General features: G+C 62.6%; 14 protein-coding genes and 1 pseudogene. 5 read left to right on the top strand and 10 right to left on the bottom strand.

What is annotated here, in order from left to right; genetic code table 11:
- Positions 1 to 27 precede the first annotated feature (27 nt).
- The 4 genes and pseudogenes from A5790_RS00550 to A5790_RS00535 form a co-directional block, all read right to left on the bottom strand.
- On the bottom strand, positions 28 to 1179 hold the full coding sequence (locus A5790_RS00550; protein ID WP_066840529.1) for a serine hydrolase: 1152 nt from the start codon (positions 1177 to 1179) through the stop codon (positions 28 to 30).
- A gap of 81 nt (positions 1180 to 1260) precedes the next feature.
- Positions 1261 to 1537: pseudogene (locus tag A5790_RS25900) on the bottom strand (type II toxin-antitoxin system death-on-curing family toxin).
- The gene (locus A5790_RS00540; RefSeq protein WP_066840525.1) at positions 1534 to 1731 is read right to left on the bottom strand and encodes an antitoxin Phd; all 198 of its coding nucleotides are present in this window, start codon (positions 1729 to 1731) and stop codon (positions 1534 to 1536) included. The pseudogene A5790_RS25900 and the gene A5790_RS00540 overlap by 4 nt, the downstream one beginning before the upstream one ends.
- A gap of 81 nt (positions 1732 to 1812) precedes the next feature.
- Complete coding sequence (locus A5790_RS00535) at positions 1813 to 2511, bottom strand: DsbA family protein (RefSeq protein WP_066840523.1); 699 nt, start codon at positions 2509 to 2511, stop codon at positions 1813 to 1815.
- Positions 2512 to 2693: 182 nt separating this feature from the next.
- Between A5790_RS00535 and A5790_RS00530 the strand changes: the two genes are divergently transcribed.
- The 3 genes from A5790_RS00530 to A5790_RS00520 all read left to right on the top strand — a co-directional run bounded on the left by A5790_RS00530 (position 2694) and on the right by A5790_RS00520 (position 5065).
- The gene (locus A5790_RS00530) at positions 2694 to 2978 is read left to right on the top strand and encodes a type VII secretion target (protein ID WP_066840521.1); all 285 of its coding nucleotides are present in this window, start codon (positions 2694 to 2696) and stop codon (positions 2976 to 2978) included.
- Positions 2979 to 3080: 102 nt separating this feature from the next.
- Positions 3081 to 4331, top strand: a complete 1251-nt coding sequence (locus tag A5790_RS00525) for a hypothetical protein (RefSeq protein WP_231987559.1) — start codon at positions 3081 to 3083, stop codon at positions 4329 to 4331.
- A complete protein-coding gene (locus tag A5790_RS00520; RefSeq protein WP_066840518.1) occupies positions 4328 to 5065 on the top strand; it encodes a hypothetical protein in 738 nt (245 codons plus the stop codon). Before A5790_RS00525 ends, A5790_RS00520 begins: the two co-directional genes overlap by 4 nt.
- 129 nt (positions 5066 to 5194) lie before the next feature.
- Here the strand turns inward: A5790_RS00520 and A5790_RS00515 are convergent, their stop codons facing one another.
- Positions 5195 to 5740 (bottom strand): TetR/AcrR family transcriptional regulator, encoded by a 546-nt coding sequence (locus A5790_RS00515; RefSeq protein WP_066840517.1) that lies wholly within the window; start codon positions 5738 to 5740, stop codon positions 5195 to 5197.
- Positions 5741 to 5847: 107 nt separating this feature from the next.
- Here A5790_RS00515 and A5790_RS00510 point away from each other — a divergent pair, with 107 nt between their 5' ends.
- Positions 5848 to 6225 carry a hypothetical protein gene (locus A5790_RS00510; RefSeq protein WP_066840515.1) on the top strand — a complete coding sequence of 126 codons (378 nt, stop codon included), beginning with the start codon at positions 5848 to 5850 and terminating at the stop codon, positions 6223 to 6225.
- Between the two features lie 44 nt (positions 6226 to 6269).
- Here the strand turns inward: A5790_RS00510 and A5790_RS00505 are convergent, their stop codons facing one another.
- Positions 6270 to 6572: a hypothetical protein gene (locus A5790_RS00505; protein ID WP_156656256.1), complete on the bottom strand. Its 303-nt coding sequence runs from the start codon at positions 6570 to 6572 to the stop codon at positions 6270 to 6272.
- A 374-nt stretch (positions 6573 to 6946) separates the two neighbouring features.
- Positions 6947 to 7069 (bottom strand): hypothetical protein, encoded by a 123-nt coding sequence (locus tag A5790_RS26350; RefSeq protein ID WP_255361449.1) that lies wholly within the window; start codon positions 7067 to 7069, stop codon positions 6947 to 6949.
- A 212-nt stretch (positions 7070 to 7281) separates the two neighbouring features.
- Between A5790_RS26350 and A5790_RS00500 the strand changes: the two genes are divergently transcribed.
- A complete protein-coding gene (locus tag A5790_RS00500) occupies positions 7282 to 8358 on the top strand; it encodes an HNH endonuclease (RefSeq protein ID WP_066840512.1) in 1077 nt (358 codons plus the stop codon).
- On the opposite strand, the gene A5790_RS00495 is transcribed toward A5790_RS00500, so the two are convergent.
- From A5790_RS00495 to A5790_RS00485, 3 genes are all read right to left on the bottom strand, one after another.
- Positions 8348 to 9349 (bottom strand): DUF6884 domain-containing protein, encoded by a 1002-nt coding sequence (locus A5790_RS00495; RefSeq protein ID WP_066840510.1) that lies wholly within the window; start codon positions 9347 to 9349, stop codon positions 8348 to 8350. The two genes, A5790_RS00500 and A5790_RS00495, sit on opposite strands and share 11 nt — an antisense overlap.
- Positions 9346 to 12447, bottom strand: a complete 3102-nt coding sequence (locus tag A5790_RS00490) for a DUF3427 domain-containing protein (RefSeq protein WP_066840508.1) — start codon at positions 12445 to 12447, stop codon at positions 9346 to 9348. The genes A5790_RS00495 and A5790_RS00490 overlap by 4 nt, the downstream gene beginning before the upstream one ends.
- 176 nt (positions 12448 to 12623) lie before the next feature.
- Positions 12624 to 13214, bottom strand: a complete 591-nt coding sequence (locus A5790_RS00485; protein WP_066840506.1) for a TetR/AcrR family transcriptional regulator — start codon at positions 13212 to 13214, stop codon at positions 12624 to 12626.
- Between the last annotated feature and the right edge of the window lie 46 nt (positions 13215 to 13260).

The raw sequence follows: 13260 nt of genomic DNA, 5'->3' as shown, positions 1-13260 counted from the left end.
AGCCGCTTGGGAGTTGGCCGTCGCTGTTCAGGAGACCGCTGCACCGAGCTCGGCGTAGACCGCGGCTTCGAAGCCGAGAATCGTCTCGACCATCTTGGCGTCGAAGAACGGCAGCACCTGCGTCGCAATCACGGCGCCGATCCCCGCTTTGCGATCGATCCAGAAGAAGCTGTTGAACAACCCGGACCAGTCGGCGGATCCAGCGCTGCGCATGCCGGGCAGATCGACCAGATACAAATGGAAGCCCAGACCCCATCCCTGCGGGACATCGAGCAGCTGAACAGGATTCGACAATTCGGGGACGGTCGGTTCCATCGACATCGGTAGGGGTGCTCCGTCGAGGTGGTCCCGCAATGCGAGCTGCACCGTCTCTTCCTTGAGGATGCGCGCACCATCGAGCTCGCCGCCGTTGAGCCAGGCGCGCACGAAGCGACCGTAGTCGATGATGGTCCCGTAGGAGCCGTGGCCGGCGGCGTCCCACTCCGGTTCGGCCGGCAGGTCCAGCTCAGTCTCCGAAAGGCTGCCGTCCGGCGCGCGGAAGCGGATCGGCAGCAACCGCGCGCGCTGCTCGTCGCTGGGAGCAAAGGTCGAGTCCGTCATCTTGAGTGGGCCGTAGACGTGCTCGGCCAGGTAGTCGGCCAGGGTCTGGCCGCTGACTGCCTCGACGACCAGACCGAGCCAGTCGGTGCTCACGCCGTACTCCCAGACCGTGCCGGGATCGTTGACCAGCGGCACGCGCAGGCCCTGCTTGACCCCGTCGAGCGGCGTGGGGAGGCCTTGCTCGGTGCAGTAGGTGTAGAGCTTGTCGTTGAGGAAGTGGTAGCCGCAGCCGGCTGTGTGGTTCATCAGCTGGCGGACGGTCGCCTGCGCCTTGGGTGCGCGCAGGACCGGCTCGCGGCCGTCGAAGCTGTCGAGGACCTGGAGTTCGCCGAACTCGGGCAGGATCGAGGCGACCGGCGCGTCGAGCTCGATGCGGCCTTGTTCGACGAGCTGCAGCGCCGCGGTGGTGGCGACAGCCTTGGTCATAGACGCATTGCGAAACATGCTGTCAGGCTTGGCATCTCCGGCGGCGCTCTGGTACAGGACGCCGTCGCGGCCGACCACTGTCGCGGCGACGCCGTGCAGTGACCCGTCGGCGGTCACACCGTTCAGCAACTCGTCGATTCGCTCGAACCCCATCTCAAGCTCCTTTGCTTTCGAGATATGCGAGCCATCATTGCACGGCTCGCGGGGTGTGCCGACGGGGCTGAACTGCTGCAGTCAGTCCGAGGCAAAGGCTTGCAACTTCTGTGCGAGTTCTGCGAGCTGCAGATCTCCCTCGGTCGCAACGGAATTCAAGAAGTTCTCCGCGTCGTCGACATCGAAGTCAGGGTCCAACTCGACGCCATTGAGGTACAGGAACGTCCATGCAGCGGCCCATGCCGTGCGCTTGTTGCCATCGACCAGCGCACGGTTGCGCGCGAGGGACCCTGAGCTCCACTCCTACGGCGGCAGCCCCGGCGACGAGAACATCGTCGCGGTCGAGGTATTCGGTCACGCCAGACGGTGATTGAGCTCTGCGCTGCGTTCGGCGACGATCCGCGCGCCTTCACGCACGCGGCGCTTGTGATCGCTCGCGGCATCAAGGGCCGCACGGTGCACGAACGCGCGCAGCGACAGCTCGCCCGCCGACGCCGCGGTACGTAGCTGCTCCATCTCCTCGTCACTGAAGGTGACGTTCAAGGCAGGCATAGTCCGAAGGTACCGGCATCAGTACCGACTTTGGTACCAACGCGTCTTTGCCTGCGTGACGAGATGGAATAGGGCACCGCCTCAACGCGGTGGGTCGAATGTGACGACCTCGCCGCGGTTGATCGAGACCCAGTCCCGAGCCTCGAGGTAGGGGCGGAACGTCTCGGTGATCGCCTGCTGGTCGGCGGGCGTCTTGGGGCGTTGCAGTTCGTAGAGGTGCGGGAACTCCGTCCAGGCGGCGACGGCGTCCCACAGCCGCAGCGCCGCCTCCCCGGTCGGCGGGTCGATGAGTACCGGCCCGAACAGGCACTGCCCGTCGGGGAAGAAAAGTGTCGGCACGCCGTAGCCGCCGGCGTCGACGACGCGCTGATGGTCGGCCATCACCTCGTCGTTGGTGGCCGGGTCGGCGATGGCCTGGTCGACGAGTCCGGGGTCGAAGCCGAGTTCCTCCAAAAGGGCTCGGGCGACGGCCTTTTCGTGCGGCTTCTGTCCGTCGACGTGCAGGGCCCGCGCTGCTCTTTCGTACCAGGCATCGAGGTCGGCCATCGAGTGCCGGCGCAGCAGGGCGCCGATGCGCATCATCGACCACCCGTAAGACCACTCCCGCTCCCACGGGTGCTTCTTGCCGTCCTGACGGTTGATCTCCTCGAGGCTGAAGAAGCGCCAATTCACCTCGAGGCCGGTCAGGTCCCGGACCTCGCGCATCCATCGCGACGTCTGATACGCGAACGGGCACATGACGTCGAAGTGGAAGTCAACGGAGACAGGACGATTGATCACATCGAAACCCCAGACTAGGCGTGAACGTGAGCGTCATCCTGCCAGTTGATACCACCGAAGTCGATGACCGTCACCGACCATCACCGATCCGGGGCGGAAGTTCCCGCGCGGTGGCGACCCGCGGCGGCGTTAGGGTTGATTCGCCACGGTCGTAGCTGTACGAGCCACTAAGAGGGGGACTCTTGCTTGTCGATCCTGAAGTACTTCGTGCCTTCGCAGGAGAGGTAAGTACAGCGTCTGAGGCCATCAAAAGCGCCGACGTGGGCTTCAAGGCGACGACATCAGCCGACGGTCTTGCCGGGTCCACTACACAGTGGGCAATGCGCCTCGTGGGCGAGCACTTGACGAAGAAGGCAGATGCGATCGCCAAGAATGTCGAGGACATGGGGGGCGCGGTTCGTGGGGCCGGAGATCGATACGAGGTAACCGACTGCTCCCTTGCGGGGACGTTCGACGGGCTCTTTTGATCCGTGCTGCCCTCACGCCCCCACTTACGAGGGTGGGATCCCGATTCACTGAATCCCGCCGCGTCGGCTCTAGCGACGGCGGGTCAGTCCGTTTACACATCGGTGCGCGATCTTGACGATGGAATCGACCGGATGTCAGCGGAGCAGACATGGTCGGGTCAGGCGCATGACGCGGCGACGGCGATGTTTCGCCGCGCGACCGATACGACTTCCGAGTTCGCTCACTACACCGAAGCGGTCGCGACAGCGCTGAGGAAGGGCAGCGGATCGATTGGAGGTGCCCGGGCAGCCTTGCTGGATCACGCGGAAGCAGTAGATGCCGGTGAGCTCCAAGTCACGGATATGTGGGTAGTGCTCATCAAGCCTGCCCGCGTCTCGGCCGAAAAGGCAGCCAGGCTATTGGCACAGGCCCGAGCAGAGCAGAAGGAGATCAACCGCCTACTGACCGCAGTCGGCGACGCGGACAACGCGACCGCAGAGTCGGTGCACGCTGCTGCTCAGAATCTCGGCTTCGCTCTGCCCGGGCCGAGTGAGCTTCCGGGTCTGGATCCCGCCTCGGGTGCTGCCCGACCCGCTGACGAAGTCCCGGATCCAATGACGCTCAACGGGCTTATCCAACAGGGGGTCGTTCGAGACAACGATACGGCCCAGACGGTTCGTGAGAGCCGCGAGTGGGTGACAGAAGACGGCCAGGTGCGAAAGACGCTAACGATGATGGACGGTAGCCGGCACGAGATATATGAGTGGAACGATTTCGCCCCGTGCGTCGAGGACACCTACTACGACAAGCACGGCAACGAAGTGTCCAGCACGTTCTCACAGGACCGGACCAACTACGACGGCACGAAGTACACATCGATCAGTTTCGCCGACGGCACCGAAGTCACCATGACGCAGACTCCGGATGGCAAGACCACGGGGGGCGTGACGGCGGCCGACGGCCGCCATGGCGTCCTACCCGACGAATTCTTCACCCACCCGATGCTCACGACTGTCGGGGGTGCACTCACGGGACTGGAAGAACAAGCCAAGCGCGGAATCCCCATGCTCTCACCGCAGTCGGTCGAAAACCTCGGCAAGGCGGCCAAGTACGGCGGTCCGACGCTGGGTATAGCCACAGCTCTTTACGACACGGTGACGGCGAAGACGTTTCACGACGCGTGTGTCGCTGCTATTTCAGGCAGCGCCGGCATTGTCGGTGGCTACGGGAGTGGCGCGGCAGGGGCTACAGCAATTTCGGCGCTTGGGCTTCCGCAGTTCGCACCCATTGTCGCCGCAGGCGGAAGCGTTGCCGGTACATGGGCCTTCGGCTATGTCGGGGGCGTCATCGGCAATATCGTGTGTCCCAAATGAAGGTTCTCCCTATCGCGTTGCTCTGCACGCTGCTCTTCGGACCCGTGGGCGTTATCGGCGCGGTTTGGGCAGTCATCAACGTTGCGCGCGGCGAGTACCTGACTGCCGTCGTATCGCTTGGGTTCGCAATGTTCTGTCTGGGCCTCATCATCCCGTTCGCCAAGGCCGTCCCTGGGAACCTGTCCCCCAGCGGTGAGTTCGACGACGAGGGGACGACCATTCGGCCGGATCGAGGCGTTGACATACCTGTCCAGATCTCGCTGCTTGGGCTAACGGTGTCCAGTGGCCTGTTCGCGGTATTCGGACCCGCTGGGATACTGGACATTCCAGTGCCCGAGCAGATGCGCCTATACCTTCCGTTCGTCAGCGGGGCAATCGCAATCATGGGTGCGCCAATCATGTGGCGAACGTTCCGCCGCGGCAGCTTGCAGTACCTGCGCTTGACTCCAAAAGGATTTTCTTTCGTGCAAGGGTGGAGACCGCAAAGTGGTGACTGGGCGCAGATCGTCGACGTCACTGACGCCTCACCGAATCAGTCGGCACCAACACCCAACTCGGTAATCGTAGTGATGTGCGACGAGGACGTGTTGACGATCCCAGGGGCCTCCTTCACTCCAGAGGGCCGAGCTCTGCGCGAGCTGGTCCGGTTCTATTGGCAGAATCCGAATTGCCGCGATGAACTGACCGATGGCCGGGCGCTGAAGCGCCTCGCGGAAAGCTCGCGGCGACACTGAGCTTGAGCAGTCTCACCGTCACACGGTCGGCGGTGTACGGATCCCCAGCCAACTGGGCGTGACTCAGCGACTCACTTCTCGATAGCGCTTGGGCGGGGCCATCAGGCCACGACGACGCAGCGACGGTGCTCACGCCCGCACGGTCGGCCAGAAGAGGTCGAACAATCGCGCTTCCCAGTCTTTGGCGACGCGGCCCGCGCGTGCACGCTCGGCGATGATCGTTCCGACCACGGCGTCGATGAGGGCGGCGTCGTTGATGTCGGCGCGAAACGATCCGTCGGCCTTAGCCGCGTCGATCACCGATTCCAGTTCGGTCCGCTGCTTGGCGAGGATGCGTCGGAAGAGCTTGGTGAAGTCGGGGTCCTCGTCGGTCAGCATGGCAGCGAGGCCGCCGAAGCCGATGCCGACGTCGATGGCCTTGACCGCTTCTCCGATGAGCCAGCGGAGCCGGTCCGGCGCTGGGGCATGCGCGCCGAGAGGTTCAGGAGAGGTCACCCGCGACAGCGCGGCGGAGAGCATGTCGCGGCGGTCGCGGTGACGGCGGTAGATGGTGGTCTTCGCGATGCCCGAACGCGCCGCCACCGCCTCGACGGTCACGGACTTGGGCCCTCTGATGCGCAGGAGCGCCAGGGTGGCCTCGGTAATGCCGTCGTCGACGTCGCTTCGCTGTGCCATAGCACCTCCCGTGCGCCGGGGAATATCGCCGGCCGGTAAAACGCTACACTAGACGTAGCGCTACGCTACGCGTATCGTAGTAGTCGAGCTTATGAGAGGTGGTAGCTATGTTGAAGGCATTAGGACGGATCCCGCCGACGTTGGTTGCGTACATCTGTCTGCTGCTGAGTTTCGCGGCATTGGGAACGTTCGTGTACGCGCTGGCCGCTCAGAGTGCGGTGGCCGGAATCATCGGGGCCGGCATGGTCGTCCTGATGGTGACGGCGGTGGCGGGCTTCCGCGTTGGTGCCCGAAAGCGCGCAGAGTCCAACGACAGTGGAATCGAGATCCCCAGCGAGAACATCTGGGCGCGACCGCTGCGCCGCGAGCAGATCGACCACTATCTGTCGACGTACCGCGGTGTGCGTGACAATCACGAGCAGTTGCTGGACGCCGCCACAGAGGTGCCCGCCGAGGCGAGGGAGATGGAGCGCCAAGCCGCGTGACGCGCGGCTTGCGCCTCACCGGTGCTGGCATATCGAGCAGATCCTCAAGGCGTGACCCAGCAGTGAAGCAGCGGCACGCCCTCCCAAGCGCCACCGCGGGCGACCGCGACGACGGCATGGGGCCGGTCGAAGGTGACCTCTACGCGGTGGATGGTGCGCTCGACGAGCTGCGGGGCGCCTGTGGCCATCGCGAGGGCTGTGATGGCGGCGGCCTCGAACCCGTACTCGTTGTATGCGGCCGTGGGCCCCTGCACGCATTCCAGTGACCCGTCCAGATTGGGGACCACCTCTCGCAGTGACGCGACGAGCTCCGCCACCCCGGGGGCGCCCGTCAGTGCGCTTTGCACGGTGGCGTCCCAGCGCGGCAGATGGCTGCGCCAGAGGTAGTCGCCGTCGTCGGGCGCATCCCACTCGAGAAAAGTCTCGGTTGTTTCGCGAACGGTCCAAGGTGACCGCTGGCGGGTAATTCACCGTGCCACAGTGCACCCTCGTTGAGCTTGGCGATGACCTCGTCGACGGCCCGCCACGCGTCGGTCGGCGGAACATCCGGTGCGGCAATGACACTGGCCACATCGACACCATACTCGCTGAAGGGCTTGGCGACGGCGACGAGTCCCGCGGTGCCTGTCGATGATTGTCTCAACACGCTCCCATTTTTCGTGGGCCACCGCGGCTGAAAAATTAGCGCGGTAGCCAGAACGAGCTCGGTCAACATGTCAACCTAGAGCGAGAACTGTTCGATGAGGCCACGGGTGTGCTCGGATGACCAGTAGTCCAGCCCGGTCTGGTCGGGCAGCTCTCGAGTGAGGCCGGCGGTGTAGCCGTCGACAGAGAGCGCGACCACGCGCGAGCGCCGAGGACGCGGTCAGGTGCGGCGCATCGAGCGATCCGGCGGCGTCCTCTCAGGACGCGCCTCTTCACGTGCGCGACCCGGCCGGAAGCGGAGGTCAACTTAGGAATCTTGTCGCAAAGGAGATTGCCCACCGCTTCCCCTGGTGGCTCGCAATAATGGCGCAGTGCACTTGTACCGCGATGGGGTGACACGGAATAGCCGCCATGTCAGATGACACCGTGGATCCGCTACTGCTTGGTCAGCGCGTCATTGCAATCCTGGAAACCGGACTACGTACCGCTACCTACAAGTTGGCGACGTTAATGGCGCTCCTCGAACACTGCATCGAGAATCTTCCTGATCGGCCCGCCGAGGCGCTCAAGGTGCCTCTGCCAGAACTTGCTCACCGGGTCTTTGACATCTATTGGCGGCAGGTACGGCCCTTCGATGGGCACGAACTACGTCAGTCGACGCAGCCACGCGCGCGGATCTTGATCGCCGTGAACACGTTGCGTGCTGCTTCCAGTCGTTCGACAGGGTCGGTGGATGTCGCGAGACTGCATGCGCCGTCCGCATACGAGGCTGCGATCGACGAGGTCGTCATGTGCCTTGCACAGCAGCCGTTGCATCGGCTTCAGAGACTGCCCGGCTCATCGACCAGCGACCCATTCTTGTATGACGACTCGTTCCTTCATGACCACGTATCGCGGTCGACGCTCCGCAGACACGACGATTCGATCGAGCTGAAGCCCGGAGTGGCGCACTCCCTGGCTCGTCTTGCCGGGCTGCTCAAACCGGCACTGGAGATCATGTGGGTCGAAGACGTGCGACGGATGAACAAGTTTCTCGACGCCGAGGTCCCAGATGTCGCTGGTCATCTATTTGGACGGGAGCGCACAGCTCTGGCTGCGGTACGAGAACCATTCAAAAAATCGTTCGGACCGCATTGTTTCTATTGCGGCGTCCATCTGCCGGCAAACAATCCGATCGACCACGTTTTGCCCTGGTCGCTCGTGGGGATCGATGGTTTATCGAATCTCGTCCTCGCATGCGCGCGGTGCAACGGTGACAAGAGCGGTGCATTACCAGCAGTGCGCTTCGTCGACCAAGTGCTGCAACGGGATAGGCAGGTTCTCGAGCAGATAGCCGCCGACCTCCAGTGGCCGACGCAGCACGACCGTGTCGTCGCCGCGGCGCGCGGGATCTATCGTGGTCAACCTGCCGGAGTGCCGACGTGGTCGGGGTTCAAAGCTGTTGAGCGGTTGGACATCAGCTTCCCACCGCCGTGGATTAATTCATGACCGCCCGCCGCAACTGTTTGAGCCGCCGACGGATTGGTGTCGGTGTCATGTGTTGCAAGTTCAGCGGTGGGTCAAGCTCAGCCAGCACATCGCGTTCGAGCCTTCCGAGCGAGTCCCTGTCGTCGTAGGGAATGGTGACGAGCCGTAGATGGCTGTGCATCCATCGAGTGAGGCCCTCTTCGTCGATCTGCGTGACGCCGTTGGAGTGCGCGACGATCGCACCAAGTGTGCGCCGGAATGTGGAGAACTCGTGGTTTCCTCCGAGGTGCATCGTCATGACGCGCAGCCACAGTGTGTTGTTGGAGCGCACACCGCTTGGCCAGCGGGTCGCGCCTGCAAGCCCTGCGTAGATGAGTCCCGGCCTAACCTCTAGGCCGAGACCACGGCTTAGGTCGTCGGCACCCTCCTTGTCGACCCACCAGCTGTATAGGCCGGGCGAGTCGCTTGACGTTCGGCCTCGATCAATGAACTGTTGCGGCGATAGTGCTGCGGTCACGTCGCTCAGCGCCTGCACGCACCGCTCGACATCGTCGGCGGCTCTATCTAGCTCGGTAGCGGTATTGCCGTACCAGGCAAGGCGCGGCCCCATCTGCAGACCGTCGAGCGGGTCGACGACGTGCGCCCCGCGATTCTCCAGCTCTGGTCGAACCACGTCGAGGTACGCTGACCCGGCATGGATCTCGATGATCTTGTCCTGCAGCGGTCCAGCGAGCAGCTCAAGTCTGGCCGCCACCCATATACCCCACGCCTTGCGGTAGGACGCTGGAGTTTCGGGTAGGTACCGCTCGTATGGCGCCAACCACTCGTCGGGCGCGACGAGTCCGTGTTCGGCGGAGAGTATGAACCACGGGACGCTTGCCTTCTCGGCGTATGCCCGCTGCTTCTTGAACAACGGCGAGGTGTAGAGATTCTTTGCAGTGGAAGGTCGAGGCGCCTTAGTTTTTACGCACGTGACCAGGATGATGTCCGCGACCGGGTTGTTGTCGATCATGCGACGGCAATCGTCGACGCTTGAAAGACCTCTGTTGGCATCGACCGATGCAACTGCCAGGTAATGGCCATCGGTCGGTCGCCTTCGTGAGATACGTAATCGGCGGGCCCGAGAAAAATGTAGGGCGATGCGCCCAAGGCATTCGTTTTGGCTTCACGGACGAATAGAAGGACGTGGGATCCTCGCTCGCGATGGTGAATATAGCGCTGTCCGGTCGGCGATGTGGACGAGGTTGTCGATTGCGACTCCCAATGAAACAGCTCTGGGCTCAACGCGAAGTCGCGGTACATCGTTGTCGGAGAGTAATCCCGATCGGATTTCTTCAAGGTGATGAGGAATGCGTCGGCATTAACAGACTGACACCAAGCCACACCCTCCCGCATCGTGCTTGGTGTCCGCTGCAGAGAAGCAAACCCCAGAGCGGCGAGAATTTCCTCACGAGAGTAGGTCGCGTGCACTTCTAGAGGCACATTTTCCAGCTCGGGCGCCAAGCTTCCTAGGTCGTACGTGGTTCGCCGCGCGGCGTCGAAAGCGATGTCGACGACTTGTCGCATCTCATCAGCTACCGGCTCATTCCGAAGGATGTCGAGACCCGTTGAAAAATTGTCGAATCCTCCGCCATTCGGGAACAGCGAGAAGAACAGCATCTCGGCTAGCCGCTTTTCACCGGGGCTTGAGGTGTCGAGGCGCCCGTCAAGCATCGACTTATAAGCCGCCCATCTTCGTCGATCGTCTACGTGTGCAAGCGCACGCACCCGCTTGACGAGGTCAGGTTCGCGCGCGCCGGTTGAGCGATCGATCTTGCCCGCTTCTCTGCAGAGAGTGGTCCAGGAGCGGTTGTTGCGCAGTATGTCTTCTAAGGATCGGGCAGATAAATTGAGGTAAGACGCCAATCTGTTGTCCGGATGAGCACGCACCTCCGAAATCAGCGCAGCCCATCTTGGCGCCACCTGCTGGCGGATGTTCTCAAGCACCAGTGTTTGCGCGACTCGATCTAAAATGATCTGGCTGCCTGACGGCAGGAATGGAAAGCCCTCTTCGACTTGACGCTGCAGTGCCTTTCCGCCCACGCCGCTCATGGCCCGGAACCGCTGGTCGAATCGGAATTCGCGGCGTTGATGACCAACGAAATCCAGTGCGGTCAGCACTGTCTTACCTCGGGTCAATCGAAGGCCGCGCCCCAACTGCTGCAGAAAGACGGTCGCGCTTTCGGTCGGGCGAAGGAAGAGGACGGTGTCGACCTCTGGGATATCGAGACCTTCGTTGAAGAGATCAACCGCGAACACAATGTTGATCTCGCGATTTCTCAGAGCTTGCAGCGCTTCTCGGCGATCAGTCGCTGAGGTCTCGGCTGAAATCGCCCGCGCAGATATACCGGCTTCCACGAAGCGTTGCGCCATATATCGCGCATGGCCGACGCTGACGCAAAAGCCCAAAGCGCGCATTTCTCCTATGTCGGACACCTTGTCGCGAAGCTCTTTGACGACGATCCGCGTGCGCGCATCATTGCCGGTGTACAGACTGTTCAGGTCTGAGAGGTCGTATCCTCCGCGCTTCCATTGGATGCCTTTGAGATCCGTCCCGTCGTGGATGCCGAAGTAGTGAAACGGACAGAGGAGGTTCTGTTCGAGGGCCTCCCATAGCCGCAGCTCTGCGGCGACACGCCCGCCGAAGAACTCCCGAACGTCGACACCGTCAGCTCTCTCCGGTGTTGCAGTGAGACCGAGGAGCTCCAAGGGCGCGACATGGTCTAACAAGCGCCTATAAGAGATCGCCTCGGCGTGATGAAACTCGTCGACCACGACCACATCGAAGTGCTCGGGTTCAATCTCTGAAAGCCGACGTGCAGAAAGCGATTGGATGCTCGCGAACACATGACGCCAGCGTGCCGGCTCCTGCCCATCGACCAACATCTCACCAAACGTCGCGTCGTTAATGACCTCCTGATACATCCGCCGTGCTTGCTGAAGAATCTCCTTACGGTGCGCGACGAAGAGCAGCTTCAAGTCACGGTTGTGAACATCACGAACCAGGCGTCGGTAGTCGAGGGCAGCGATGACGGTCTTGCCAGTACCCGTCGCGGCAACGATGAGATTGCGATGCCGATCGTGGATGGTCCGTTCGGCATCAAGCTGCTCTAGCATCTCGGCTTGATAGGCCTTCGGGTGTACCTCCAACCCCGAGAGCGTGATGGTCACACGATCGCTACTGCGGATCCCGGATGCTGTCTCAAGCGCCACGCGGAGGCGTTCGCCATCACTGCTCGGCGAATAAGGCTCGAATTCCCGGTTTTCCCAATAGGAATCGAATGTAGCGCGGAACTTTTCGAGAAGGTGTGGTGTTGAGATGGCGGACAACCGCACGTTCCATTCGAGGCCGTCGACGAGCGCGGCATGCGATAAGTTACTCGAGCCGACGTACGCAGTGTGGAATCCGGTCCTACGTCGAAGCAACCATGCTTTCGCGTGCAGGCGAGTGCGGTCGGTCTCGTAGTTGACCCGAACGTCGGCGCCGAACTCGTTCACCAGGGCGTCTAGCGCGCGTGCGTCCGTCGCGCCGAGGTAGGTCGTTGTGATAACCCGTAGCGGCACACCGCGTAGCTGTAATTCAAGGAGCTGATCTTCCAGTAGTCGGAGCCCCTGCCATTTCACGAAAGCGCACAGGAGGTCCACTTCATCGGCGCTGCCCATTTCGGCACGCAGTTCCGCCGCCAAGGTGGGCTCGTCGCGCGCATTCGTCATGAGGGCGGCGTCGGAGAAGGGCGTCGCGGGACGGGGTAAGCGAAGAGTGTCCCGTGCCGTTGCGGCGGCGACTTCATCGAGCCGGGTGATTTTTCCCGATTCAACGCCCTGAAGCGCTTCACCTTCCGCGAAGGTTTCTGAAAGCACATCGAGGACTCGACGAGCGATATCTGATCGATCCTCTGCCGTACGGGCTGCGCGCAGCGAACGTTCAATAATCGGGAAAAGATGGCGTGCGATCGCCAGGCTCTGTTCCGCGTCCTCCACGTTGCTGTACTCAGCGCGGGCGGCATCCTCCAGTGCCAGCTGCCGAACAAGGCGCTCTGTCAGCAGCGATTCATAAACCCCCAAGTCCACGGGGCGGAGGGTAGTCGACTCTCGCGCGAAATCGCGTCAGAACCATACGCACAGGAGCCGCGATGCATCAGAACTTCGCTTCGCGGATAACGGTCAGATGAACAGCCCTTTTGCTGGATTCACCGACGTCGGTGAACACAATTGAAGAACACTTTCGTCGATGAGATCCGCCACCCCTACAGCTTGAGCCCCGACCGCACCAACTGCACGCCCTCGGCGACGATCTGCCCGAGATCGCCAACGCAACCGTCCCGCCCCCAGTTCTCCACGGCCACAACTAAAGCCGCGGCCAGCACCGCGCCCGCCACCTCGGCCTTCAGCGAGATGCCGGGAACCTCCGCATAGCGCGTCCGCACGAAGTCGGTGATCACCGCCGCGAACGACGTCTGCACCACCCGCAGGTGACCGGCCGCCCGCTCACCGATCAGACTCGCCCGCAGCAGTGCCGCCTGGCGCACCACCTCCAGGTCGTGCGGGAAGCTCTCGACGCTCGCCATCACCGCATCGAACAGCGACTCCGACGCCGGTCGCCGCGCCAGCGCCTCGGCCAACCACTCCAAGTGCGTCTCGTAGTCCGCGAACAGCACCGCTTCCTTCGTGGGGAAGTGGCGGAAGAACGTCCGCTCGGTGACCCCGGCCTCCTCGGCCAGCTGCGACACCGTCACATTCGCGAACCCGTCCTTCGCGAACCGCGCCAACCCCACCCGCCGCAGCGCCTCTTTCGTCGCCTGACTGCGCTGCTGATGCAGGTTCACGGGCATGGCCATAGTCCCGCGATCGTATCGCAAAGATTCTGTCAGTACCGCCACAATT

It is taken from the genome of Mycobacterium sp. 852002-51152_SCH6134967 (genome assembly GCF_001667105.1).
GTDB classification, from domain to species: domain Bacteria; phylum Actinomycetota; class Actinomycetes; order Mycobacteriales; family Mycobacteriaceae; genus Mycobacterium; species Mycobacterium neumannii_A.
This window is presented reverse-complemented; position numbering and strand designations above follow the sequence as displayed.

What these genes read in the sequence shown, in the direction of transcription:
- A5790_RS00485 (WP_066840506.1), bottom strand. Translation starts at nt 13,214, where the DNA reads ATGGCCATGCCCGTGAACCTGCATCAGCAGCGCAGTCAGGCGACGAAA.
- A5790_RS00515 (WP_066840517.1), bottom strand. Translation starts at nt 5,740, where the DNA reads ATGGCACAGCGAAGCGACGTCGACGACGGCATTACCGAGGCCACCCTG.
- A5790_RS00495 (WP_066840510.1), bottom strand. Translation starts at nt 9,349, where the DNA reads ATGATCGACAACAACCCGGTCGCGGACATCATCCTGGTCACGTGCGTA.
- A5790_RS00550 (WP_066840529.1), bottom strand. Translation starts at nt 1,179, where the DNA reads ATGGGGTTCGAGCGAATCGACGAGTTGCTGAACGGTGTGACCGCCGAC.
- A5790_RS00520 (WP_066840518.1), top strand. Translation starts at nt 4,328, where the DNA reads ATGAAGGTTCTCCCTATCGCGTTGCTCTGCACGCTGCTCTTCGGACCC.
- A5790_RS00510 (WP_066840515.1), top strand. Translation starts at nt 5,848, where the DNA reads ATGTTGAAGGCATTAGGACGGATCCCGCCGACGTTGGTTGCGTACATC.
- A5790_RS00500 (WP_066840512.1), top strand. Translation starts at nt 7,282, where the DNA reads ATGTCAGATGACACCGTGGATCCGCTACTGCTTGGTCAGCGCGTCATT.
- A5790_RS00540 (WP_066840525.1), bottom strand. Translation starts at nt 1,731, where the DNA reads ATGCCTGCCTTGAACGTCACCTTCAGTGACGAGGAGATGGAGCAGCTA.